General features: G+C 71.8%; 14 protein-coding genes. 2 read left to right on the top strand and 12 right to left on the bottom strand.

The window, feature by feature from the left end:
• Window positions 1-16: 16 nt before the first annotated feature.
• From yicI to ACRYM6_RS06920, 6 genes are all read right to left on the bottom strand, one after another.
• Window positions 17-2,335, bottom strand: coding sequence for an alpha-xylosidase (yicI, locus tag ACRYM6_RS06945; protein WP_432542057.1), 2,319 nt, complete (start codon window positions 2,333-2,335; stop codon window positions 17-19).
• Complete coding sequence (locus ACRYM6_RS06940) at window positions 2,332-4,320, bottom strand: beta-galactosidase (RefSeq protein WP_432542055.1); 1,989 nt, start codon at window positions 4,318-4,320, stop codon at window positions 2,332-2,334. The genes yicI and ACRYM6_RS06940 overlap by 4 nt, the downstream gene beginning before the upstream one ends.
• Before the next feature lie 52 nt (window positions 4,321-4,372).
• Window positions 4,373-5,320, bottom strand: a complete 948-nt coding sequence (locus ACRYM6_RS06935) for a carbohydrate ABC transporter permease (RefSeq protein ID WP_432542053.1) — start codon at window positions 5,318-5,320, stop codon at window positions 4,373-4,375.
• Window positions 5,317-6,312, bottom strand: a complete 996-nt coding sequence (locus ACRYM6_RS06930; RefSeq protein WP_432542051.1) for an ABC transporter permease — start codon at window positions 6,310-6,312, stop codon at window positions 5,317-5,319. Before ACRYM6_RS06930 ends, ACRYM6_RS06935 begins: the two co-directional genes overlap by 4 nt.
• 2 nt (window positions 6,313-6,314) lie before the next feature.
• The gene (locus ACRYM6_RS06925; RefSeq protein ID WP_432542049.1) at window positions 6,315-8,000 is read right to left on the bottom strand and encodes an extracellular solute-binding protein; all 1,686 of its coding nucleotides are present in this window, start codon (window positions 7,998-8,000) and stop codon (window positions 6,315-6,317) included.
• Between the two features lie 401 nt (window positions 8,001-8,401).
• Window positions 8,402-9,097, bottom strand: coding sequence for a GntR family transcriptional regulator (locus ACRYM6_RS06920; protein WP_432542047.1), 696 nt, complete (start codon window positions 9,095-9,097; stop codon window positions 8,402-8,404).
• 99 nt (window positions 9,098-9,196) lie between these two features.
• Between ACRYM6_RS06920 and ACRYM6_RS06915 the strand changes: the two genes are divergently transcribed.
• The gene (locus tag ACRYM6_RS06915; RefSeq protein ID WP_432542045.1) at window positions 9,197-10,558 is read left to right on the top strand and encodes a hypothetical protein; all 1,362 of its coding nucleotides are present in this window, start codon (window positions 9,197-9,199) and stop codon (window positions 10,556-10,558) included.
• 41 nt (window positions 10,559-10,599) lie between these two features.
• Here ACRYM6_RS06915 and ACRYM6_RS06910 read toward each other — a convergent pair whose 3' ends face one another.
• From ACRYM6_RS06910 to ACRYM6_RS06890, 5 genes are all read right to left on the bottom strand, one after another.
• Window positions 10,600-11,679: an NAD-dependent epimerase/dehydratase family protein gene (locus ACRYM6_RS06910; protein WP_432542043.1), complete on the bottom strand. Its 1,080-nt coding sequence runs from the start codon at window positions 11,677-11,679 to the stop codon at window positions 10,600-10,602.
• A gap of 99 nt (window positions 11,680-11,778) precedes the next feature.
• Window positions 11,779-14,121, bottom strand: coding sequence for a glycoside hydrolase family 3 C-terminal domain-containing protein (locus tag ACRYM6_RS06905; RefSeq protein WP_432542041.1), 2,343 nt, complete (start codon window positions 14,119-14,121; stop codon window positions 11,779-11,781).
• A 168-nt stretch (window positions 14,122-14,289) separates the two neighbouring features.
• Window positions 14,290-15,063: an SDR family NAD(P)-dependent oxidoreductase gene (locus tag ACRYM6_RS06900; protein WP_432542039.1), complete on the bottom strand. Its 774-nt coding sequence runs from the start codon at window positions 15,061-15,063 to the stop codon at window positions 14,290-14,292.
• An 83-nt stretch (window positions 15,064-15,146) separates the two neighbouring features.
• Complete coding sequence (locus ACRYM6_RS06895) at window positions 15,147-17,798, bottom strand: alpha-L-rhamnosidase (protein ID WP_432542037.1); 2,652 nt, start codon at window positions 17,796-17,798, stop codon at window positions 15,147-15,149.
• Window positions 17,799-17,848: 50 nt separating this feature from the next.
• Window positions 17,849-19,189, bottom strand: a complete 1,341-nt coding sequence (locus ACRYM6_RS06890; RefSeq protein ID WP_432542035.1) for an MFS transporter — start codon at window positions 19,187-19,189, stop codon at window positions 17,849-17,851.
• Window positions 19,190-19,390: 201 nt separating this feature from the next.
• Here ACRYM6_RS06890 and ACRYM6_RS06885 point away from each other — a divergent pair, with 201 nt between their 5' ends.
• Window positions 19,391-20,443 carry a LacI family DNA-binding transcriptional regulator gene (locus ACRYM6_RS06885; protein ID WP_432542033.1) on the top strand — a complete coding sequence of 351 codons (1,053 nt, stop codon included), beginning with the start codon at window positions 19,391-19,393 and terminating at the stop codon, window positions 20,441-20,443.
• A gap of 261 nt (window positions 20,444-20,704) precedes the next feature.
• Here the strand turns inward: ACRYM6_RS06885 and ACRYM6_RS06880 are convergent, their stop codons facing one another.
• On the bottom strand, window positions 20,705-22,432 hold the full coding sequence (locus tag ACRYM6_RS06880; protein WP_432542139.1) for a 3-ketosteroid-delta-1-dehydrogenase: 1,728 nt from the start codon (window positions 22,430-22,432) through the stop codon (window positions 20,705-20,707).
• Window positions 22,433-22,495: the final 63 nt, after the last annotated feature.

Below are 22,495 nucleotides of genomic sequence, written 5' to 3'. Positions count from 1 at the left end.
CGCCGCCGCGCGCCGGTCAGCCCCGGGCGGCGGGGTCCCGCTCGTCGGGGCGGGGCCGGGGGGCGCCGATGCGCACCGGTCCGCCCACCGGACCCGCGTCGGGATCGGCGTCGGGGTCGGGCACGACCACCAGGCGCCAGTCGCGGGAGGACCCGGAGACGAGGTCGGCCGTGGTGCGGCCCCCGTGGGTGCGGACCTCGAACACGGCCCACTCCGCGCCGGCGGGGGCCGGGACGCGGACGCGGCGCACGTCACCCTCGGACGGGGCGAACACCCGCAGTTCCACGCCGTCGTTCCAGGCGTACTCCGGTCCGTCCTCGCCCGCCCCGACCGGGACGACGGCCCCCGGGCGCACCAGCAGCGGCACCGCGTCGACCGGCACGTGCCGGCGGACCCAGCGTCCCCCGCGCACCGTCCGGCCCGTGGCGAACTCCGTCCAGCGCCCCTCGGGCAGGTAGTAGACGGCCTCGCCGTCGGCGGAGAACACCGGCGCCACGAGCAGGTCCGGGCCCAGTAGGTACTGCCGGTCGCACACGACGGCCGCCGGGTCGTCGGGGAACTCCAGCACCATCGGGCGCATGATCGGCACGCCGGTGGTGGCGGCCTCCTCCGCCGCGGCGAGCAGGTACGGCACCAGGCGCATCTTCAGGCGGGTGAAGGCGCGCACGACGTCCACGGACTCGGCGTCGATCAGCCACGGCACGCGGTAGGACCCGGAGCCGTGCAGGCGCGAGTGCGAGGACAGCAGCCCGAACGCCGCCCACCGCTTGAAGACCTCCGGGTCCGGGGACCCCTCGAAACCGCCGATGTCGTGGCTCCAGTGCGCGAACCCGGACAGGGCCAGGGACAGGCCGCCGCGCAGGGACTCCGCCATCGCCGGGAACGTGGACTCGCAGTCGCCGCCCCAGTGCACGGGGAACTGCTGCCCGCCCGCGGTGGCGGCGCGGGCGAACACGACGGCCTCCCCCTCCCCGCGGTGGCGGCGCAGCAGCTCGAAGACGGCGGCGTTGTAGAGCTGGGCGTACTGGTTGTGCATGAACTCCGGGTCGGAGCCGTCGTGCCAGACGACGTCGGTGGGGATGCGCTCGCCGAAGTCGGTCTTGAACGCGTCGACGCCCGCGTCGAGCAGCACCTGCAGCTTGGACTGGAACCAGACGGTCGCGGCGGGGCTGGTGAAGTCGACCAGGGCCATGCCCGCCTGCCACATGTCCCACTGCCACACGCTGCCGTCGGGGCGGCGCACCAGGTGCCCCAGCCGCGCCCCCTCGTCGAACAGGTGCGAGCGCTGGGCGATGTAGGGGTTGATCCACAGGCTGGTGCGCAGGCCCCGTCCGCGCAGCCGGGCCAGCATGCCCCCGGGGTCGGGGAAGGTGGCGGGGTCCCAGACGAAGTCGCACCAGTGGTGGGCGCGCATCCAGAAGCAGTCGAAGTGGAACACCGACAGCGGGACGTCCCGCTCGGCCATGCCCTGCACGAAGGACGTGACGGTGGCCTCGTCGTAGTCGGTGGTGAACGAGGTGGACAGCCACAGCCCCAGCGACCACGCCGGGACGCGGGGGGCGCGGCCGGTGAGGGCGGTGTAGCGGCGCAGGACGTCCTTGGGGCCCGGCCCGTGGATCACGTAGTAGGTGAGCCGCTGGCCCTCGACGGAGAACTGGTTGCGCGAGACCGCCTCGGACCCCATCTCGAACGACACCAGGCCGGGGTGGTCGACGAAGACGCCGTAGCCGGCGTCGGTGAGGTAGAAGGGCACGTTCTTGTAGGCCTGCTCGCTGCTGGTGCCGCCGTCGGCGTTCCACACGTCGACGGACTGCCCGTTCTTGACGAAGGCGCCGAACCGCTCCCCCAGGCCGAAGGAGTGCTCCCCGATCGCCTGGTCGAGCTGCTCGTGGACGAACGTGCGTCCCTGGTCGTCGGTGACGACGCCGACGCTGCGCTCACCCGACCCCGTCAGGCGGCGGCCGCCGGCGAGGAAGTCCAGGGCCCAGGGCCCCTCGCGGCGCACCCGCGCCGTCAGGCCCCCGGAGGTGAGGGTGGCCTCCTGCTCGTCGACGACGGTGACGACGTCGGTGGGTTCGTGCGTCAGGGCGAACCGCGGCCCGCGCTCGGTGCCGCCGCGGAAGTGCTCGATCGTCACGCCGATGACGTCGGGGGCCGGGGAGGTGAGGGTGACGGTGATGAGCGCCTGGTTCAGGGTGTCGCCGCGCCCGGCGCCGGGCCGGGTCCGGGCGAACACGCGCAGCGCGTCGCCGAGGTCGTCGACGTCGTCGACGGCGCGCGGGCGCAGGGCCTGCAACCCCGGTCGCAGCATCCAGTACCCGTCGGTGAACTTCACGTGCTCTCCTCCACGAGGACGGCGCCCGCACGGGGCGCCAGGACGGTCGGGCCGGCGAGCGTCTGCCCGCCGACGAGGTCACGGCGGGCGGTGGCGCCCAGGTCGACGCTCACCGGCCCGCCGGTGTGGTTGAGGACGAACAGGGCCGGTCCGCGGCGCACGACCTCCACGCCGGCGGGGACGGCGGGCAGGTCCCCCGCCAGGCCGGCCTCGGCCAGGCAGCGGGCCAGGACCCGGTCCAGGACGTCCGGTGGCAGCAGGGCCGAGCAGTACCAGGCGCTGCCGCCGCCGACGGCGTTGCGGGTGACGACCGGCACCCCGTCGAGGTCGCCGCCGGCGTGCGCGGCCAAGACCCGCGCGCCGTCGCTGCGGACGCGTTCGGCGTAGTCGGCGACGAGGAACTCCCCCAGATCCCCCGTGCACGCCGAGGGCGCCACCAGCGGGGCGTGCTCCTCGCCGGAGGCGGCGAGCAGGTCGCGCAGCCGCACCGGGAACCGGCCGGGTTCCACGGCGCCGTGGCGGTCGACGAACCCGGTGCCGGGGCCGACCAGCAGCGTGCCGCCGGCGTGCACCCACTGCGCCAGGCGCTGCGCGGGCCCTGGTTCGAGCAGGTGCAGGGCGGGCACCACGATGAGCCGGTACGGTTCCAGCGGGTCCTGCGGGCCGATGACGTCGGTGGTGACGCCGCGGGCGAACAACGGTTCGTAGTGGGCCAGCAGCTGGTCCTCGACGCGCAGCCGGTCGGTGGGGCGCGCCGGTCCCTGCGAGGCCCACCAGCTGCTCCAGTCGTGCACGAGGGCGGCGCGGGCCGGCACCCGGGTGCCGGCGACCGCGTCGAGCCGCTGCAGCAGGGAGCCGAGCTCGCGGACCTCCCGGTGCCGGTCGGTGTCGGGCCCGGCGTGGGGCAGCATCGCGGAGTGGAACTGCTCGCTGCCCGCCCGCGAGGCCCGCCACTGGAAGAAGCAGACGGCGTCGGCGCCGCGGGCCACGGCCTGCAGGGAGTCGGTGAGCAACCGCCCCGGGGGTTTGGTCGGGTTGTGCGGGCGCCAGTTCACCGCCCCGGTGGCCTGTTCCATGAGCAGCCACGGGGCCCCGCCCCCCAGCGAGCGCACGAGGTCGTGGGTCAGGGCGGCGAGCACGTGCGAGCGGGGGTCGGCGGGGTCGACGTAGTGGTCGTTGGCGACGACGTCGACCTCGGCGCCGAAGGCGCGCCCGTCCACCACCGGGGAGAAGCCCATGAGGTTGGTGGTGACCGGGGCGTCGGAGTGCTCGCGCAGGACGTCGCGCTCGGCGCGGTAGAGCTCCAGCAGGGTGTCGGAGGAGAACCGGCGGAAGTCCAGCAGGTGGGCGGGGTTGTGCAGGTAGGGCGCGGCCCGGGGCGGGACGACCTCGTCCCAGTCGCCGTAGCGCTGGGACCAGAAGGCGGTGCCCCAGGCGGCGTTGAGGCCGTCGAGGTCGCCGTGCCGGGCGGCCAGCCAGGTCCGGAACCGCACCGCGGTCTGCTCGCACCAGCAGAACTGCCCGAGCTCGTTGCCCACGTGCCACAGCTGCACCGCCGGGTGCCGGCCGTAGCGGCGGGCCAGGTCGCCGGTGATGCTCAGGGCGGCGTCGCGGTACTCCGGGGAGGAGGGGCAGAACTGGTTGCGCGACCCCCAGTGCAGGACGGTGCCGGTGGCGTCCACGGGCAGGGTCTGCGGGTGGCGGTGCCCCAGCCAGGGCGGCGGTGAGGCCGTCGGGGTGGCGAGGTCCACCCCGATGCCGTGGGTGTGCAGGAGGTCCAGGACGGTGTCCAGCCAGCCGAAGTCCCGCTCCCCCGGGCGCGGTTCCAGCGTCGCCCAGCTGAACACCCCGACGGTGACCAGGTCGACCCCGGCGCGGCGCATGAGGTCGACGTCCTCGCGCCACGTCGCCTCGTGCCACTGCTCGGGGTTGTAGTCCCCGCCGAAGCGCAGGGTCGGGGGGCGGGGCACCGCGCGGTCGGTCACTGGTCTCCTCGGGTGGCGCCCCGGGGCGGGGCGAGGTGGGGGGTGAGGTGGGTCAGCCCTTGACGGCGCCGATCATCACCCCGGAGCTGAAGTGCCTCTGCACGAACGGGTACACCAGCAGCACCGGCACGATGGCGATGACGACGACGGCCATCTGCACGGCCAGGCTCGCCACCTGCCCCGAGCCGACGTCGACGGCACCGGGCACGTCCACGCCCTGCAGCACGAAGGACCGCAGGACGACCTGCAGCGGCTGCTTGGTGGAGTCGTTGATGTACAGCGTCGCCTGGAAGAAGGCGTTCCAGTAGCCGACGGCGTAGAACAGCGCGATGACCGCGGTCACGGCCTTGGACATCGGCAGCACGATCCGGGTGAGGATCCGCCAGTCCCCGGCGCCGTCGATGCGCGCGGAGTCGATGAGCGAGGCGTCGATGCCGGTGAAGAACCCCCGCAGGAGCAGGACGTTGAACGCCGACACGGCCGTGGGCAGGATCAGCGACCAGTAGCTGTCGATGAGCCCGAGGCTGCTGACCAGCAGGTAGGTCGGGATCATCCCGGCGCCGAAGAACATGGTGATGAGCAGGGTGAACAGGATGGTGCGGTGCCCGTAGGACCCCGGCCGCGACAGCCCGTAGGCGCCCAGCACCGAGACGACCATGCTCACCGCGGTGCCCACCGTGGTGATGCCGACGCTGACCAGGACGGCGCGGGTGACGACCCCGCCGCCGAGGACCTGGCGGTAGGCGTCCAGCGTGACCTCACCGGGCACGAGGACCAGCCCGCCGGCGCGGGTGATCGTGTCCTGGGTGGACAGGCTGGTCAGCAGGATCGTGTACAGCGGCACCAGCACGGCGGCGCAGATGAGCACCAGGGCCAGGCCCTTGAGGCCCTGGCCGACGGCCGTGGGTTCCTCGTCCCACGGCGGGCGGGTGGAGGTGCGCGCGCGCAGCCTCTCCTGCGGGACCGGTGCGGCCCCGTTGACGTCCTCGGTGACGCTCATCGCTTCGAGTACACCCCCTGCTCGCCGAACACGTGCGCGACCTTGTTGGCGGCCAGCACCAGCAGCAGGCTGACGACGCCCTTGACCAGGCCCGCGGCCGCCGCGTAGCTCCAGTCGCCGTTGCGGACACCGCGGTAGTAGACGAACGTGTCCAGGACCTCCGCCACGCCCTGCCCCACGGCGTCGCGCTGCAGGATGAGCTGCTCGAAGCCGACGGTGAGGGAGTCGCCCAGGCGCAGGATGAGCAGCAGCACGATGACGGGTTTCAGCGCCGGCAGCGTGATGTGCCACATGCGCCGCCACCGGTTCGCGCCGTCCATCGCCGCGGCCTCGTACAGGGCGGGGTCCACCGCGGCCAGGGCCGCCAGGAACACGATGATCCCCCAGCCGGCGTCCTTCCACACGGCCTGGGAGGTGATGAGGAACAGGAACGTGTCGGGGTTGGTGACGATGTCCACCCCGGAGAACCCCGCGGCCTCCAGGACGCGGTTGAGCAGCCCGGCCCCGCCCAGGACCTGCTGGAAGATCGAGACCACCAGCACCCAGGAGAAGAAGTGCGGCAGGTACACGATCGACTGGACGGTGACCCGGACCCGGCTGCTGAGCACGCTGTTCAGCAGCAGCGCCAGCGCGATGGGCACGGGGAAGAAGAACACCAGCTGGAACGCGGTGATGGTGAGCGTGTTGCGCACCGCGGCCCAGAACGAGGGGTCGGAGAACACCCGCTCGAAGTTCGCCCAGCCCACGAAGGGGCTGGCCCGCACGCCGGTGAAGGGCGAGTAGTCCTGCCAGGCCACGACGTTGCCGGCCATCGGGACGTAGGCGAAGACCACCAGCAGCCCCACCATGGGCAGGCACATCAGCAGCAGCGAGCGGTCCCGGCGCAACCGCGCCAGGTGCCCCAGCCGGTTGCGCGGCGTGCGCGCCGGTGGGCGCCCGGGCACCACGCCCACCTGCTCCTCGCGCGTGCGCTGCACGCGGGTGGACGCCACGGTCAGAGCTCCTCGTCGCCGGTGAGGAACTTCTCCCGGTAGGCGCGCAGCTCGTCGCCGCCGGAGTTGCGCCAGTCCTTCACGGCCGCGTCGAGGGCCGAGACGTCCTGACGGCCCCGGATGATGTCCTTGGCGAGGTCCTCGAACGGCTTGCCCAGCGAGCTGTACCGGCTGGGGTCCTGGATCTGCTGGCCGTAGAAGACCGGTTCGGTGACGTGCGGGGCCTGGCGGGCCATCCAGTCGCAGAAGTCGCGCACGTACTGCGGGAACTGGACCTTGGCGTTGACGATGGGCGGGCTGACCAGGAAGCCGTAGGTGGAGGTCACCTCGGTGCCGCCGCGCTCGTTGAGGGCCGGGGCGCCCGACGCGTCGCGCTCGAAGGTGACGCCCTCGACGCCGTAGTTGACGAGCTGGAACTCCTCGGACCCGAACGGGGCGGCGATGAAGTTCGCCAGCGCCAGCATCTCCTCGATCGCGGCGGTGTCGTCGGTCTTCTTGAGGAAGCTGAAGATGCTGACCGGCTGCCCCTTGTAGAGGGTCGGTGCGCCGCCATCGGGGGCGAACCAGTCCATCGGCTGCTGGTCGTAGGCGGGGTTGGAGGGCAGCACGCGGGCCAGCGCCTCGTGCCAGCCGCCGAGACCGTCGGCGGCGATGACGGTCTGCCCGGACTCGAAGCGGTCCTTGGCCTGCTGGGTGTTGCCGGCGACGGCGTCGGGGTGCACGGCCCCGGAGGCGAACAGCTCGCGCATGAACTCGATCGCCTCGCGGTAGTTCTCGTTCTCGAACCGGCTGAGGAGCTTGCCGTCCCGCACCGTCCAGTCCGTGCAGCCGAACATCAGCTGCGCGCCGTCCCAGATGTCCTCGCAGCCCCAGCGGCGGGCGGCGGGGTCGGTGGCGTCCTTGGCGACCTGCAGCAGCTCGTCGGCGCTGGTGGGGGCGGCCAGGCCGAGCCGGCCGAAGACGTCGCGCCGGTAGAACAGCGCGTTGCCGACGAGCTCACCGGGGTAGGGCAGGGCGTGGAGGCGGCCGTTGAAGACGCAGTACTTCCACGCGTCGGTGGGCAGGTTCGCCAGGTTCGGGTACTTCAGCACCTTGTCGCCGGCGAGGTGGTCGGTGAGGTCGGCGAACAGCGCGCTGACGCCCTGCTCGAAGCGCGGGGGGACGTTCCAGGTGGGGATGACGACCCAGTCCGGGACGTTCTTGGGCGAGGCCAGCACCGCCTGCAGCTTGTCGGCGTAGGTGTTGCCGTCGCTGACCTGGAACTCGACGGTGGCGCCGAGGGCCTCGTTGACGGCCTGGTAGTAGGCGTTGTCCTCGATGCCGGGCGGGCTGGTCCACCAGGCCGGGCTCATCGCCGTGTACTCCCCGCCGGACCCGGGGACGCCCTGCACGGACTTCACCAGGGCGGTGGGCACGGTGGTGTACCCGGGGGTCGAGCCGTCGACGCCGGGGATGTCCGGCTCGGCGAGGGTCAGGGCCTTGTAGGTGGGCAGCACCGCGGCCAGGTCGGCCTCCGACAGCGGTCCCTCCTGGCGGGAGGCGGCCTGCTCCTGGGAGGTGCACGCCCCGAGCGCGCCGGGCACGGCCACCAGCGCGGCGCCGGCGGCGACCGAGCCGAGCACCGAGCGCCGGGCTGGTCCGCGGCGCTCGGGGGCGGGCCGGGTCGCGGGTCGGGTGGGCTTCTCCATCGTGTCCACACTCCTTCATGTCGGACGTCGATCGACGCGACGGCGGTGCCGCATCATCGCGCCAGGCGTCGTTGCCGGTCGAAGCGATTCGATGACTCACCGTAGGCAGGTGTCGCCCGGATGGCAAGAACCGGGACCGGAAATCGTCAGACGACTCAGGATCGAGGCATGGAGGGCGCCCTGCGCCGCTCCCGTCGTTCAAGCGCTTCGACGAACGGGGAGCGCCGACGGACCCGCCCGACCCACTCCGGGGACGCCCCACCCACCCCCCGCAGCGCGGGGGCGGTCCGCGGGGGCGGGTGCAGCGCTCGCCGGCCGCGGACCGTCGTCGGTCCGATCGGGTTCGCGCGCGGCACCCCGGGGGTTGTTCAACGATCCACCTGCGCCCGAGTGAGGACGGCTCACCGGTGGGCAGCGAGCAACTGCCGCTCCGCCCGGTCGAGGTAGGCGGCGAGCAACCGCCCGGCACGGCCGCGCTCACCCGCTTCGAGGTGGTCGGCGATGCGTCCGTTGTCCTCCAGGTACGGCTCGTGGAACGGGCGCGGATCGGTCACGACGACGAACGCCAGCCGCAGCTCGGCCAGCAGGTGGCGCATGCTGTCGTCCATGCGGGGGCTGCCCGCGAGCGCGACGACCGCGGAGTGGAAGTGGTTGTTCGCGGTGCCCACGCCCTCCCAGTCGCCGGCCCGCAGCGACGCCCGGCCCTCCTCGACGGCCTCGCGGGCCCGGTGCAGCGCAGAGGGTTCGTGCGGCCCGTCGATGGCGGCGAACTCCAGCACGCGCCGGAACCGGTACACGTCGGCGACGTCCGCGGCGGTCAGCGACCGCACGAAGACGCCGCGGTGCAGCTCGTGGCGCAGCAGGCCCTCGCGGACCAGGAGCCGGAACGCCTCGCGCAGCGTGTTGCGCGAGACCCCCAGGGACGCGCTCGTCGCGTCCTCCGGCAGCCGCGTCCCCGGCACCAGCGCACCGTCGGCGACCAGGTCGCGCAGAGCCTCGGCGACCCGGTCCGCGCCCCCGCCGGCGACCAGGGCGCGCCCGGCGGAGCTCAGCCGTTCCGGCAGTCGCGCGTCGCCGTCCGACGCGGGGGGGTGCATCCGCGAAACGTAGTCGAAACAGCAGGACCATTGCCAGGTCGTTCAACAACTCGCTAGCGTCACGGCCACCTGCTCGTCCCCCCACCTGGTGAGGTCACCGTGGCCCTTCTCCCCCGTCCCTCCCGCACCGGCTGGCGCACCGCCGTCCTGGGCGCCTCGGCCACCGCGCTCGTGGTCGGTGGTGCCGCGGCACCCTCCGCCGCGCAGACCGCCCCCGCCCCGGCGCCCGCGTGCGCCGCGCCGTCCACCGTGCTCACCGTCGAGGAGTCCCGCCTCGGCCAGCCGCTGGTGCCCGGCGGGGAACCCGCCTCCCGGCAGTTCCTGCGCGCCGCCGGCTTCGACGGCCTCGTCGAGGACTTCTCCTCCCGCCTGTGCGCGGCGACCACCTTGGAGGAAGCGCAGGACCTCGTCCGCAGCAGCGGCCAGGGGTTGTGGGACACCGCCGTCGCCCGCGCCCAGGGCCGCCTGCAGAGCGGCACGATCGACCGCTACGACGACCGGCCGCTGTACTGGGCGCGCACCTCGATGAGCGCGGCGCTGCGCTCGCTGGACGCCGCGTACCTGGAGAGCCCGTTGCAGCGCCAGGGCCTGCTGCACCTGCTCGACCGCACCAGCCGCGGGATCTCCTCGGTGACCTGGTCGCCGGAGGAACCCGACGCGACCCGCGTCGTCATCAGCGGGTTCGACACCTACAGCCTCGACGCGAGCCTGCGGAACTCCAACCCCTCCGGGGCCAGCGCCCTGCAGCTGGACGGGCGGACGGTGCAGACCCCGCAGGGTCCGGTCACCGTGGAGGCCGTCGTCCTGCCGGTCAACTACACCGACTTCGACCAGGGCGTCGTCGAGGACGCGTTCGGGCCGGTGCTGGCCACCGGCGAGAACCGCACCGACATGATCATGACGATCAGCCAGACCGGCCGCGGCCGGATGGACGTCGAGCAGTGGGCCGCCAACGCCCGCGGCGGGTCCCCCGACAACAACCGCAACCAGCAGTTCGGCCCGGTCTCCCGGCCCTCGCACTGGCCGCAGCCGTACGACTCCCCGGAGTGGATCGAGACGACGCTGCCGTACGAGGCGATGATCGCCGCCGGGACCGGCCCGTGGCCCGTGCAGCTCAACGACGGCATCTGCGAGTGGCCGGCCGGGACGTGGCCGGAGCCCACGGCCCTGCGGTGCGGGGACGACCCGACGCCCGGCAGCCGGGCCGGGTCGGGCCCGGGGGGCAGTTACCTCTCGAACGAGAGCATGTACCGCTCCAACCGGTTGCGGATCGGCATGCAGGCCTGGGACGTCCCCGGCGGGCACCTGCACGTCTCCGCGCTGGAGTACCCGGGCGACCCGTCGGTGCTCACGGACCCGGCGTTCGAGGCCGACCGGCAGGCCGTCGTCGACCAGACCGTGGCCCTGGTCACCGCCGCCGGCGCCGCGGTCCGCGGTTCGCGCCCCGACGCCACGTCCTGAGCCCCGGGAACCAGCAGCACCGACAGGACCGGGTGACCGGTTCAACCGTCTGACGGTGCTGCGCCGACGTCGTCGACCGGCGCAGCACCGTCACCGCTCCCGTCCGAGCGCAGCGCTCCCTCCCTGCTCGAACTCACCGGCGGCGTGGGCGTCCGCGGTGTCGACGCAGTTCCCGTCGGCGTTCGAGCAGCTCCGGAAGACCTCGCGGAACCTGCGGCGACCAGTCCCAGCGCCCTGCACCGGAGGTCGTCGTCGCCCGGGCCGACGGGCCCACCACCAGGCCCGATCGACCGAGCACGCGGTACGAGGCCGTCTCCGTGGATGCCTGCGGGTGGATGGACCAGTCCGTCTGCCCGACGTCGACCGGAGGCGGTCGTGCCCGTGAGCAGTGGACCTGTCCACGCTCGAGACGCGGGTCGCCGACCGTCCGCCCGGCGGGGATCCACCACCCGCGACCGCGTCCTCGGGGTGATCACCGCCGAGTTCGCGGCCCGCGGTTTCACCCCGTGGAAGTTGCGGGTCGCGAACCTTTGGCGTTCGTACCAGGCGCGCACGTCGCGCACACCTGGAGCGGCGGTCATGCGGGTCTGCAACTGCCAGTTCGTGAGGCGCCAGCCCTCGCCGCCGCCGATGTTGAACACCTGCCCCCACACCTGCTCAGGGACGTCGGACTCGCACAGGTTCACCAGCAGTCGGGCGGCGTCCTCGACCGAGACCCACTCCATGACCCCCGCGAAGGGTGAGTGGGTCGTGATCGCGTCGCGGATGCCGAGGATGCCGGGATGGAAGATGCCGGTCTGGCGCAGCCACGTCCAGCGCGGCAGGCCGGAGTCGACGAGGACCTTCTCGGCGATGATCTTGCTTTGCCCGTACTCGTCGTAGTGCGAGACCGCCAGCGGATCACCGACCCGGCCCCACTGCACCGGCGGGTTGCGGTCACCGGTCCGAGCGACAGAGCCGATGCCGACCACGCTCACCGCCGAAGGGTCGGGCAGGGCCCGTACGGCGTCAACGATGTGGCGGATGCTGCCCACGTTGACCCGGTGCGTCAGCTCGGGGCGGTCATCGGCGAAGGGTGAGACCACCGCACCGACGTGCAGGACGATGTCGCAGGCCGCCACGCACCGCTGTACCAGCGCGGCGTCGAGCCAGTTCGGCCAGGACGTGGCGACCCCAGTTGCCGGAGGCGCCGGTGAGGAAGACGGTGCGCCGGGGCGCGCTCACGCCGGCGTCCGGCTCAAGGCCATGAGCTGCTCCAGCGCTTCGGGCGGGAAGATGTCCCCGGTGAAGGCCAGGAACTGCTGCATCGGCATGGACTCGACCATCTTCAGCTGCTCGGGGTTGTCCTGCGCCTGCTGGGCTTGTTCAGGGGTCATGGCAGAAGCCATGCCCTGCTGCAAGGCCGGGCCGACCAGCGGGTGGGTGAACCACTCTCCCACGCTGGATGCCAGAGTCAGTTCGCGTACGAGTCGATCGCCTTCTAGGTTGATGGACTGCGCGGCGACGACGGTGTCGGCGTCGGTGCCCACCTGCACGGTGTACTCCCCCGCCGGCACCACCCACTGGTGCAGTTCGACGTCCCAGTACGCGAACGCACGCCGGTCCAGCTCCAGAGTGAGCACCTCGGACTCTCCAGGCTGCAGCTCAACCTTGGCGAAAGCGCGCAGCTCCCGCACCGCGCGGCGCACCGGGCCGGCGGTGGTGGCCACGTAGACCTGCACGACGTGCTTGCCGGCGCGCTCACCGGTGTTGGTGACGCTGACCGTCACCTGCGCGGTGTCTTCGCCGGTGACCTCGACCCCGAGGCCGTCGGTGCGGAAGGTGGTGTAGGACAACCCGTACCCGAAGGGGTAACGGACCGGCACCTGGGCGGAGGTGTGGTAGCGGTAGCCGACCATGACGCCCTCGCCGTAGCGCACGTGCCCCTGCTCACCGGGGAAGTTCAGGTAGCTGGCCGTGTCCTGCAGGCGCAACGGGATGCTTTCGGCGAGGTGCCCGGAAGGGTTGACCACCCCGAGCAGGACATCGGCGATCGCCCCGCCCCCGGCCTGACCCAGCAGAGTCGCATCGACGATCCCTTCGACCCGGTCGTGCCACCCTTCCAAGGTCACCACGCCGCCGTGGGAGAGCACCACCACAGTGCGCGCGGCAGTGGCCGCGACCGCCTGCACGACGGCCATCTGGTCGGCGGGCAGGTGCAGGCTCTCGCGGTCGAAGCCTTCGGACTCCTCGCGATCGGTCAAGCCGACGAAGACGACGGCGAGGTCGACACCGGCGGCCAACTGCACCGCCTCGTCCAGCAAGGCGATGCTGTTGGTCCTGGGATCAGACGAGTACCCGCCAGCGTGCTCGAGGCTCAGCCCGTGTTCGCCCGCCACGGCGGCGAGAGCCTCCAGGGGGTGCTCCACGCGAGTGGGAGTGATGTGCGAGCTCCCGCCACCCTGGTACCGCAGCGCCGCGGCCAGCTCCCCGATCACGGCGATCCGCTGTCCACGACGCAACGGCAGCACGTCGTGCTCGTTGCGCAGCAGGGTGATGCAGTCCGCGGCCAGCCGACGCGCTTCGACGTGGTGGGCCTCGACGTCGATGTCCCCGCTGGGGGCCTGGAACCGCTGCGCGGTCAAGGTCAGCACCCGGCGCACCGCGGTGTCCACCTGCTCCAGGCTCAGACGTCCCTCACGCACCGCGGCGACGACCTGCGCGTCGGTGCCTCCCCCGCTGCCGGGCATCTCGAGGTCCATCCCCGCCGCGACGCCCGCGACGCGGTCGCTGACCGCGCCCCAGTCCGAGACCACCGCGCCGGTGAACCCCCACTGCTCACGCAGCAGCTCCGTCAACAGCCACGGGTTGTGCGAGGCGTAGGTGCCGTTGACCTTGTTGTACGAGCACATCACCGTCGCCGGAGCCGCTTCGGTGACGACCCGCTCGAAGGCGGGCAGGTAGATCTCACGCAGGGTGCGCTCATCGACCTCGGCGGAGACGCGCATCCGCTCGGTCTCCTGGTTGTTGGCCGCGAAGTGCTTCACCGACGCCCCCGGCCCCTGCTCCTGCAGGGCGCTGACGTGCGAGGCGCCCAGGACGCCGGACAGCAACGGGTCCTCGGAGTAGTACTCGAAGTTGCGTCCGCACAGCGGCGAACGCTTGATGTTCACACCCGGCCCCAGCACAACATGCACCCCCAGAGCCCGTGCTTCACGCCCGACCGCGGCACCCACCGCCGCCGCGATGGCGGGATCCCAGCTCGCACCGACGGCCACCGCCGGAGGGAAGCAGGTGGAGGGCAACGCCTCGTTGATGCCGAGGTGGTCGGCTGCTCCGGCCTGCCGGCGCACCCCGTGCGGGCCATCGGTCAAGACGAGCGACGGCACCCCCACCTGCGCCAACGCCTTCGTGCTCCAGAAGTCCCCACCCGAGAGCAACGACGCCTTGTCCTCCAAGCTCAGCGAAGCGAGGAGCGCATCGAGGTCATCGATGCGCGATGCGGGCCTCGCCTCGCCGGAGCCGGGGCCAGGGCTGGCACTGCTGTCGTGGGTGGCGCTGCGGGTGCCGTCGACGGTGGTCATGCCACGTCCTCTCATGGTGGTGCGTCGGTGAAGCTGCGTCGTACCGGGCGATCCGCGCCTCGTGCGCTGCTGAGCGAGCCGGTGAGGATGGTGGGGATCGCGGGCGTGGCCGCCGAAGGCGGCGAGCGTGGGGAGGACCGCTGAGGGTGGCTCTGCGAACGCGATGGGTCAGTAGTGCGTTCCGCCGTCGATGCGTACCTCGGTGCCGGTGATGAAGGCGCCGTCGTCGCTAGCGAGCATGGCGACCACCGAGGCGACCTTGTCCGGGCCGGCCATGCCCTCACCGATCGCCGGGGCCAGCTTGATGAACAGGCTCATGTCCGCATCGGCCGGCAGGCCCGGACCGCGGCCGGTGGTCATGTCGCTCTGGATGGATCCTGGGGCCACGGCCACCGCTCGCATGCCCTTCTTGGAGTACTCCGAGGCGATGGCGTGGGTGAAGGACTGGATGCCGCCCTTGGTCGCGGCGTAAGCGGCCATGTACGGGTGGGCGAAGCTGGCGGAGGTGGAAGAGAAGTTGATCACCACCCCGCGCCCGCACTCGATCAACGCCGGCAACGCCGCCCGCGTCACGAGGAACGTGCCGGTGAGGTTCACGGCGATCAGCCGGTTCCACAGGTCTAGGGTCATCTCGTGGGTGTGCGCCGAGCGCAGGATGCCGGCGGCGTTGACCAGGACGTCGAGGCCGCCCAGACCCCGCACTGCCTCCCCCACGCCGTGCTGCACCTGCGTCTCGTCGCTGATGTCGAGCACCACGGTGCGCAGGCGCTGCTCCTGCCCGGCGTGGGCGGACTGCTCAGCTGTCTGCTTCAGCCCGTCCTCGGCGACGTCGAGCCCGACGACCGTGCCGCCCTCCTGCAGGATGCGGTGAACGCACGCGCGGCCGATGCCTGAGCCGGCGCCCGTGATGATCACCTTGCGTCCTTCGAACCTGTCCACCATCACTCCTCTGCTCGGGGGTTGTCGCTCATCGAGAGGTGCCCTCGCCGTCCGCTGCGGCTTCGGGCCCGCACCGCAGGGTGCCGTCAGCCGGCGGTGGCGGTCGCGGCTTCGGCTGTCGGTGTCGCCACGCGCTCGCCGCTGTCCGCGACGAGGTCGTCTTCGGGAGCGGCGGTTCCTAGGGCGGCGACCAGGTCCGCGCGAAGCTGGGGGGAGCCGCCGGGGATGAAACCGAGGATCGCTTCCAACGACACCCCCGCCGCCTCGGGGGAGGAGCCGTCGATGGGAATGCCCGGCAGGTGCTTCTCGAACACCGCGCTGATGGCCGGCCAGGCGGCCGGGTCGGCGGCGAGCACCCCTAGCGGGGTGTCCATGGAGTACTCGGGACGTTCACCGTGCCCAGCCGGCAAGGCGTACTCCCAGACGTGCTCACCGGGCCCGGCCTCCTCGATCGCTGCGTCGGGGTGAAGCGGCAGGTGCACCGTGCCGCTGGTGCCTCCGGGCAGCAGCGCGGACAAGCGGACGCGCCCGTCCCGCACGGACCAGGTGACCTCGAAGCGGCCGTGGACGCTGACGTAGCCCACGCGCGCACTGGTCAAGCTGCCGCCCGGCTGCGGGGCGATGCGCACCCGGCGGTAGCCCGGCTCGAGGGCTTCCAGCCCGCCGACGACGCGGTGCAGCCAGTCAGCGACCGCGCCGAGGGCGTAGTGGTTCAGCGACGTCATGCCCGAGGGGTTGAGGCTGCCGTCGGGGCGGATGGCGTCCCAACGCTCCCAGATGGTGGTGGCGCCCATGGTGACCGGGTACAGGAAGGAGGGGCAGCTGGTCTGCTGCAGCATCAGGTACGCCTGTTCCAGGTGCCCGGTGCGCGAGAGAGCGTCGGTGACCAGCGGCGTGCCGGCGAAGCCGGTGGAGATCGTGTATCCCGCCTTGGCCACCAACGCCGCCAGGCGATCCCCGGCATGGCGCTGCTGTGCCGGTTCCAGCAGGTCGAAGCAGATGGCCAGGGAGTAGGCGGTCACGGTATCGCCCAGCACCAACCCGGACGGGGTGACGTACTCGGTGCGGAAGGCGTCGCGCACCCGGGTGGCCAGCGCCTCGTAGCGTGCCGCGTCGACCTGCTCTCCCAGGATGCGTGCGGTGGCGGCCATGCGGGCGGTCACGGCCGCGAAGTAGGCCGCAGCGACCAGGTGGCGGTCGGTCTTGCCGCCGGCGGGGTTGTCCACCGGCGCGTCCGGGTCCAGCCAGTCGCCGAATTGGAAGCCACTGCTCCACAGCCCGTTCTCGTCCAGGAGGGACTCGACCTGGTCGACGAAGGCGGTCATCGAGGGGTAGGCGCGGCGCAGGACGTCGTCCTGGCCGTACTGCTGGTGCAGCACCCACGGCAGGCTGACCGCGACGTCGCTCCACAGCGCCGTCGGGGAGGAGGGGTGGGACTGCACGTCGGGAACCACCCAGGGCACGAAGCCCTTGGCGATCTGCTCGGCGGCCAGATCGCCCAGCCAGGAGCCCAGCACCCCGCGCACGTCAAACAGGAAAGCGGCGGTCGGGGCGAAGGCGTTGATGTCGCCGGTCCAGCCCATCCGCTCATCGCGCTGGGGGCAGTCGGTGGGAACCCCGACGAAGTTGCCGCGCATCGACCACACCACGTTGCGGTGCAGCTGGTTGATCAGCTCATCGGAGCACTCGAACCAGCCGGTACGGGTCATGTCGCTGTGCACGACCACTGCGGTCAGGTCGCCGTCCTGCAGCTGCCCGGGCCAGCCGTCGACCTCCACGTAGCGAAAGCCGTGGAAGGTGAAGCGCGGTTCCCACACCACTGGGACCTCAGTCGCTCCAGTCGCCGGGTGTGCGGGGGTGTAGCGGTCGATGGACTGGGCCGAGCGCAGCGTGGTCGGGTCGATCTCCCCGTCGCGCACGAGCTCGGCGTGGCGCAGGGTGATCGTCTGGTGGGCGGCGGCGGGCACGCGCAGGCGCACCCAGCCGGTGAGGATCTGCCCGAAGTCCAGGACCGTCTTGCCGCTGGGGCTGGTGCGCACGCTCACCGGCGCCAGCTCCTGGGTACGCCGAATCGGTTCGGCGGTCGGTGACATCGGCGGCAACGCTGGCGGCGACGTCAGCGGCGAGGTGGCCGAACCGTCGTCTGCCTCAGTGGGGTCGATGAGCGCGTCGAGGTTCCAGTCGAAGGCAGCCGGCTGAGTCCAGGTGGAGTCGTCGAAGCCGGGACGATCCCAGCCGACCGGTTCCAGTCGGGCGTCGAACTCCTCACCGTCGTAGAGGCTGTTGGCGCGTACCCCGCCGGTGCTCAGGCGCCAGGTGCCGTCGGCGGCCGAAGCCACAACCTCACTGCGGTCGTCGTAGTGCAGCTCCAGCTGGGCGAACAGCGCCGGTCGGTCGCTGTAGTGCTGGCTGCGGTTCTCCCAACCAATGCGTCCCACAGCCCATCCCTGCCCCAGCACCGCGCCCAGCGCGTTCGTCCCGGGCTGCAGCAGTGCTGTGACGTCGTGCGCGGCCACCCGCAGTCGGTGCTGGTAGGAGGTCCATCCCGGGACCAACACCTCATCACCCAGCGAGGTGCCGTTGACGTGGGCATCCACCAGACCGATCGCGCTGACCTTCAGCACCGCCTGCCGCAGGTCGCGGTCGACGGAGAACTCCCGTCGCAGGTAGGGGGCCGGGTCGGTCTCGCCTGCCGCGTCGGCGGAGCTGATGAAACGGGCCTGCCAGGTGTGGGACACGTCGGGATCCTTGGATTCGGGGGAGTTGGAGGGGACTGTCGTCTGGGTTCTCAGCGCACGGATTTGATGCGCAGTACGACCGCGCCGCCGGCGAGGGTGAAAGCAGCCGCGACCACGTACAGCAGCGGGTAGTTCTTCTCCCCACCCGAGACGCCGATCCCGAGGAAGATCGGGGCGATCAGGGGGGCGACGGCCTGAGCGATGGAGACCGCCAGGCCGATGATGCCCATGTAACGGGCCGCGTCGGTACCGCGCTCGGGCAGCACGTCCAACAGCAGGGCTTGGTCGACGGCGGCGAACATGCCGATGCCTACTGCCCCCATCAGCGAGCCGAACATGAGCAGCGGCAGCGAAGCGGAGAAGGCCATGACGAGCGCACCGGCGGCGAAGATCGCGCCGGAGCTCAAGACGAAGATCCGCCGGCGACGCAGGCGGTCGGAGAGGAACCCACCGCCGATGGCACCGATGGTGGTGGCCACGATGCCCCCCAGGGAGAGCAGAGCGATGGTGCCGGCAACCTCCGTGACACTCACGCCGAGCTTGGCGGCGAAGAAGAAGGCGGTGAACGTCGTGTTCAGGGTCAGACCGAAGTAGAAGAGGAAACGCCCCAGCCAGTTCCAGGCGTAGTCGGGGTGGCGGCGGGGACTGAAGGTGTACTTGCTCAACACCGCGCCGAACGCAAGGCGCTCGGGGAAGACCGCACCGCGACTATCGGGTTCGTGGACGAAGCAGATGAACAGCGCCAGCAGCAGCAGCCCCAGCCCACCGGGCACCAGGAAGAGCAGCAGGTTGTCGGTGGCGAACGCGCTGGCGACGCTGACCCCGAGCACGGGAGCGACTTGGGTGGCGAAGCCGACGAGGCCGGCGACCTTGCCGCGCTGGTGCTCGGGCAGGCGGTCGGCCTGGGAGGTCTGCAGCGCGGCCAGCGCCTGGCCCCACGTCAGCTGCGCCAGGACCCAACCCAGTCCGAGCAGCAGGACGGAAGGGGCGGTGGCCATGACGGTCAGGGCACCGATACCGAGCAGACCACCGACGATCATGAAGGGGCGGCGGCGGCCGAGGCGGGTGCGGGTGCGGTCGCTGAGCACGCCCAGCAGGGGGTTGGTCAGCACCACGGCGGCGGCACCGGCGCCGGTGATGTAGCCCAGGTACTCCTCGCGGCCCGGGGCCAGGGTGCTCAGGCGGATGGACAGCGAGATCGCCAAAGGGGTGATGAAGGCGACGAAGACGCCGAACTGGGCCAGCACCATCAGCCAGATGTAGCGCGAGCTGACCGGCTCCTGCGGGGAGGCGCCTGCTGCAGTGGCCAAGGGGGTCTCGTCGACGGATCCGGGCAGGGGGAAGGCGGGCACGGTGCTGTTGGGCGGCTGATCGCCGGCGTGCAGGCTCATGAGGGACTCCGTCGTCGATGGTGAGCTCGTACGATCACCAGCCCGCACTAAAGCGGGTTAGCAGCGGCACCGTAAGCCCTGCCCACTAACACGCGCAAGCACCTCGACCGCATCGAGGCGGGCCCGGTCGGAGACGCTGTTACGGTGAAAGCAGCCCGCAGCACGCAAGGTCGCCGCGCAGGATGCTGGAAGGACTTCGAGGTGAGCAGCACCGCAGCCAACTCCACGACCAGCCGCGCGATCAGCCCTGCCCCCCTCCCACGTCGGCGGGCCACGGCGGTCGACATCGCCCGCGCCGCCGGGGTTTCGCGCGCCACGGTCAGCTTCGTGCTCAACGACACTCCTGGGCAGACCATCTCCGAACCCACCCGGCGTCGGGTGCTGGAGGCTGCTGAGCAGCTGGGCTACCGTCCGCACCGCGCAGCCCAGGCACTGGGACGCGGGCGGAGCAAGGTGGTGCTGATGGCGTTGCCCGACTGGCCGGTGGAGCACTCCATGCGCCAGAACATGGAAGAAGCCGCGTCCGTGCTCGATGAAGCCGGCTACTCCCTGGCCACCTGCACCCTGCACGCCGCCGGTCACGCCCAGCCCCTGTGGGAGCTGCTGGACCCCGACGTGGTGCTAGGCATCGCGCCCTTCACCGAGCAGGACGTCGCCTCCATGCGACGCAGCGGGGTGGCCCAGATCGTGCCCGACCCGGCCGAAGCGGCCAACTGGATCACGTCCCCCGCCGTGACCATCGGCCCGCGCTTGCAGGTGGATCACCTGCACGCTGCCGGTCACCGGCAGTTGGGGTTCGCAGCCCCCCTCGACCCACGCCTTCAACTGCTGGCCGAAGCCCGACTCCTGGCGGTGCGTGAACGCGCCACCGAGCTGGGCCTGCCGGAGATCGACGTCCGCGTCGCAGGCCTGCACGACCATTCCGCTGAAGCCGCGGTGCGCGCGTGGAAAGCCCACGGCGTCAGCGCCGTGGCCGCCTACAACGACGAGCTCGCCGCAGCCGTCGCGGGCGCTGCCCTGCGCCACGGGCTCAGCGTACCCGGGGAGCTGGCCATCATCGGGCACGATGACAGTCCCTTGGCGCAACTGTTCGTCCCCTCGCTCTCCAGCGTGCGTCTGGACAACGCCGGACTGGGCCGGTACCTGGCCGAACTGGCACTGCACGCCGCCGACGGACGACCCCTGGCTATGGAGCCACCGGACGCAGGGGCATGCGTCGTGGCCCGCGAATCCACTCAGGCCACCTCCGGCTGAGAGGCACACCGCTCTGTTGTAGGGGCATCGTGAGGGCTGTGCTCTCACGGCTTGATGCGCTCGCGAGACGGGTTCGGCAAGAGGCAGGTTTCCACGAGCGCGGAGTGCGGCACGTTGGTGCACTGGGCCGGCTCTGGCACCATCGGTGAACTGGACCTGGGCTGCGGATCGCCTCGATTGATCGTCAGCGGCGTTGCTGGTGGAGGTCACCGGCTGGCCGGCCGTCGGGTCAGCGCCTCGTGGGATCCGGGAACCACCGGCTCAGGATTCTGCGGCGTGGCAGGCGGCGATCGAGGCGTACACCAGTCCCTGCCCGATGGTGGCGCCCGCTCCGGGGTAAGACCGGCCGAAGACGTTGGCGGCGGCGTTGCCGATCGCGTAGAACCCCTCGATGGGTGAGCCGTCGGCGCGCAGAACCCGGCCGAGTTCGTCTGCGCGCACTCCCCCGCAGGTCCCCAGGTCGCTGAGCACCACCCGCACCGCGTGCAGGTGCCCTTCAAGCAGCGGGCGCATCGTCGGGTTGGGGGTGACGGTCGGGTCGCCGTAGTAGCGGTCGTACGCGCCCGCTCCACGACCGAAGTCGTCATCGATGCCGGCAGCAGCCAGCTGACCGAAGCGCTGGAAGGTCTCAGCGAAGGCCCGCTCAGGAAGTCCTGCCGCGCGGGCCAGCGCCTGCGGGGTACGCGCCCGGTGCGCGATGCCCTGGTCGTACCACGCTCTCGGCAGCGGCTGGAAGGGCATCAGTGAGCCCGCGAGGACGTAGCTGTTGCGGTAGCGCCGATCGAAGACGAGCCACATCTCGCTCACCGGTTCACCGTCGCGCTCACGCTGCAGGATCCGCTGTCCGAAGCTCATGTAGTCACACGCCTCGTTGACGAAGCGGCGTCCGGATTGGTCGACCATGAACGAGCCAGGCAGCGACCGCTCGGCGAGCAGCACCTGGGGCGCGGCGCCCCGCAACGGCGCCACCGCCGGGAACCACCACGCCTGGTCCATCAGCGCTGTGTCGGCGCCGACGTCGTGGGCGAGGCGTAGCCCGTCACCGGTGTTGCCTTCGGCCCCCAGGCTCCACCCTGGCTGCAGCAGCGACGACTGGTGCTGGTGCCGCAGCGCCGTGTCGTGGTCGAATCCGCCGCTGGACAGGACCACACCAGCGCGTGCGCGTACCTGCACCCGGCGACCGTCCTGCTCGAGCAGGGCGCCCACCACGCGCTGGCCTGGCCTGCCTTCGGATGCGACGGACTCGGTGGGGTCAGTGAGCAGGTGAAGCGCCGTGGTGCGAGTCCACACCGGGATGCGGGCTCGCAGGACTCCGGCGTACAAGCCCGCAGCCAGCGCCTGCCCACCGGCCAGGTACTCCCGCCCCAGCGCCATGCCACCCACGCCCTGGGCCACGCGGGCCAGGAGGCGCGGAACCGCCTTGTCCGGGCGCCGGGTCGCCAGGTTCAGCCAGCGGTAGTCCGCCCCGGTCACCGGCACCGGGAGCGGGAGCTCCATCACCCCACCCCGCAACCGGGCGCGCTCAGAACCGAGCACGGATGCGTCGAACGGACGGCTTTCACAACTGCGGCCGGCGGCGCTGCCTCCGGGGTGCTCCGCGTGGTAGTCGGAGTACCCGCGCGCCCAGCAGAAGCGCAGTGGCGTGGTGCGCTCCAGAAGCCGAACGGTGTCCGGACCGTGGCGCAGGAAGGCCCGCCACCGCGGCTCGGGCGCACCGTCAGCGACGACCGAACGCAGGTACTGCTCGGCGCGCTCCAGGGTGTCGGCGGCACCGGCACGCTCGAGCACGGGGTTGGCTGGGATCCAGAACGCCCCACCCGAACGGGCTGTGGAGCCTCCCACCCAGGCGGTCTTCTCCACCACCAACACCCGCAGCCCACGGTCGTGGGCGGCAAGTGCAGCCGCCAAACCGACACCGGACCCGATGACGAGCAGGTCGACGTCGGTGTCGTGGGCTGGGATCGGCTCCAGTTCGGATGTCACAGCCATGAGGTCCTCCGCGGTGTTGACTGCTGTCAGGGTGCGCTCGACGTCGAGTGCATGCCCGAAGTG

It is taken from the genome of Kineococcus rugosus, from assembly GCF_050871975.1.
GTDB lineage: Bacteria > Actinomycetota > Actinomycetes > Actinomycetales > Kineococcaceae > Kineococcus.
The sequence above is the reverse complement of the archived record's forward strand: the minus strand, read 5'-3'. Positions and strand labels throughout refer to the sequence as shown.

Coding starts and splice junctions, on each gene's coding strand:
- ACRYM6_RS06935 (WP_432542053.1), bottom strand. CDS start 5,320: ATGAGCGTCACCGAGGACGTCAACGGGGCCGCACCGGTCCCGCAGGAG.
- ACRYM6_RS06925 (WP_432542049.1), bottom strand. CDS start 8,000: ATGGAGAAGCCCACCCGACCCGCGACCCGGCCCGCCCCCGAGCGCCGC.
- ACRYM6_RS06920 (WP_432542047.1), bottom strand. CDS start 9,097: ATGCACCCCCCCGCGTCGGACGGCGACGCGCGACTGCCGGAACGGCTG.
- ACRYM6_RS06905 (WP_432542041.1), bottom strand. CDS start 14,121: ATGACCACCGTCGACGGCACCCGCAGCGCCACCCACGACAGCAGTGCC.
- ACRYM6_RS06900 (WP_432542039.1), bottom strand. CDS start 15,063: ATGGTGGACAGGTTCGAAGGACGCAAGGTGATCATCACGGGCGCCGGC.
- ACRYM6_RS06890 (WP_432542035.1), bottom strand. CDS start 19,189: ATGAGCCTGCACGCCGGCGATCAGCCGCCCAACAGCACCGTGCCCGCC.
- ACRYM6_RS06880 (WP_432542139.1), bottom strand. CDS start 22,432: ATGGCTGTGACATCCGAACTGGAGCCGATCCCAGCCCACGACACCGAC.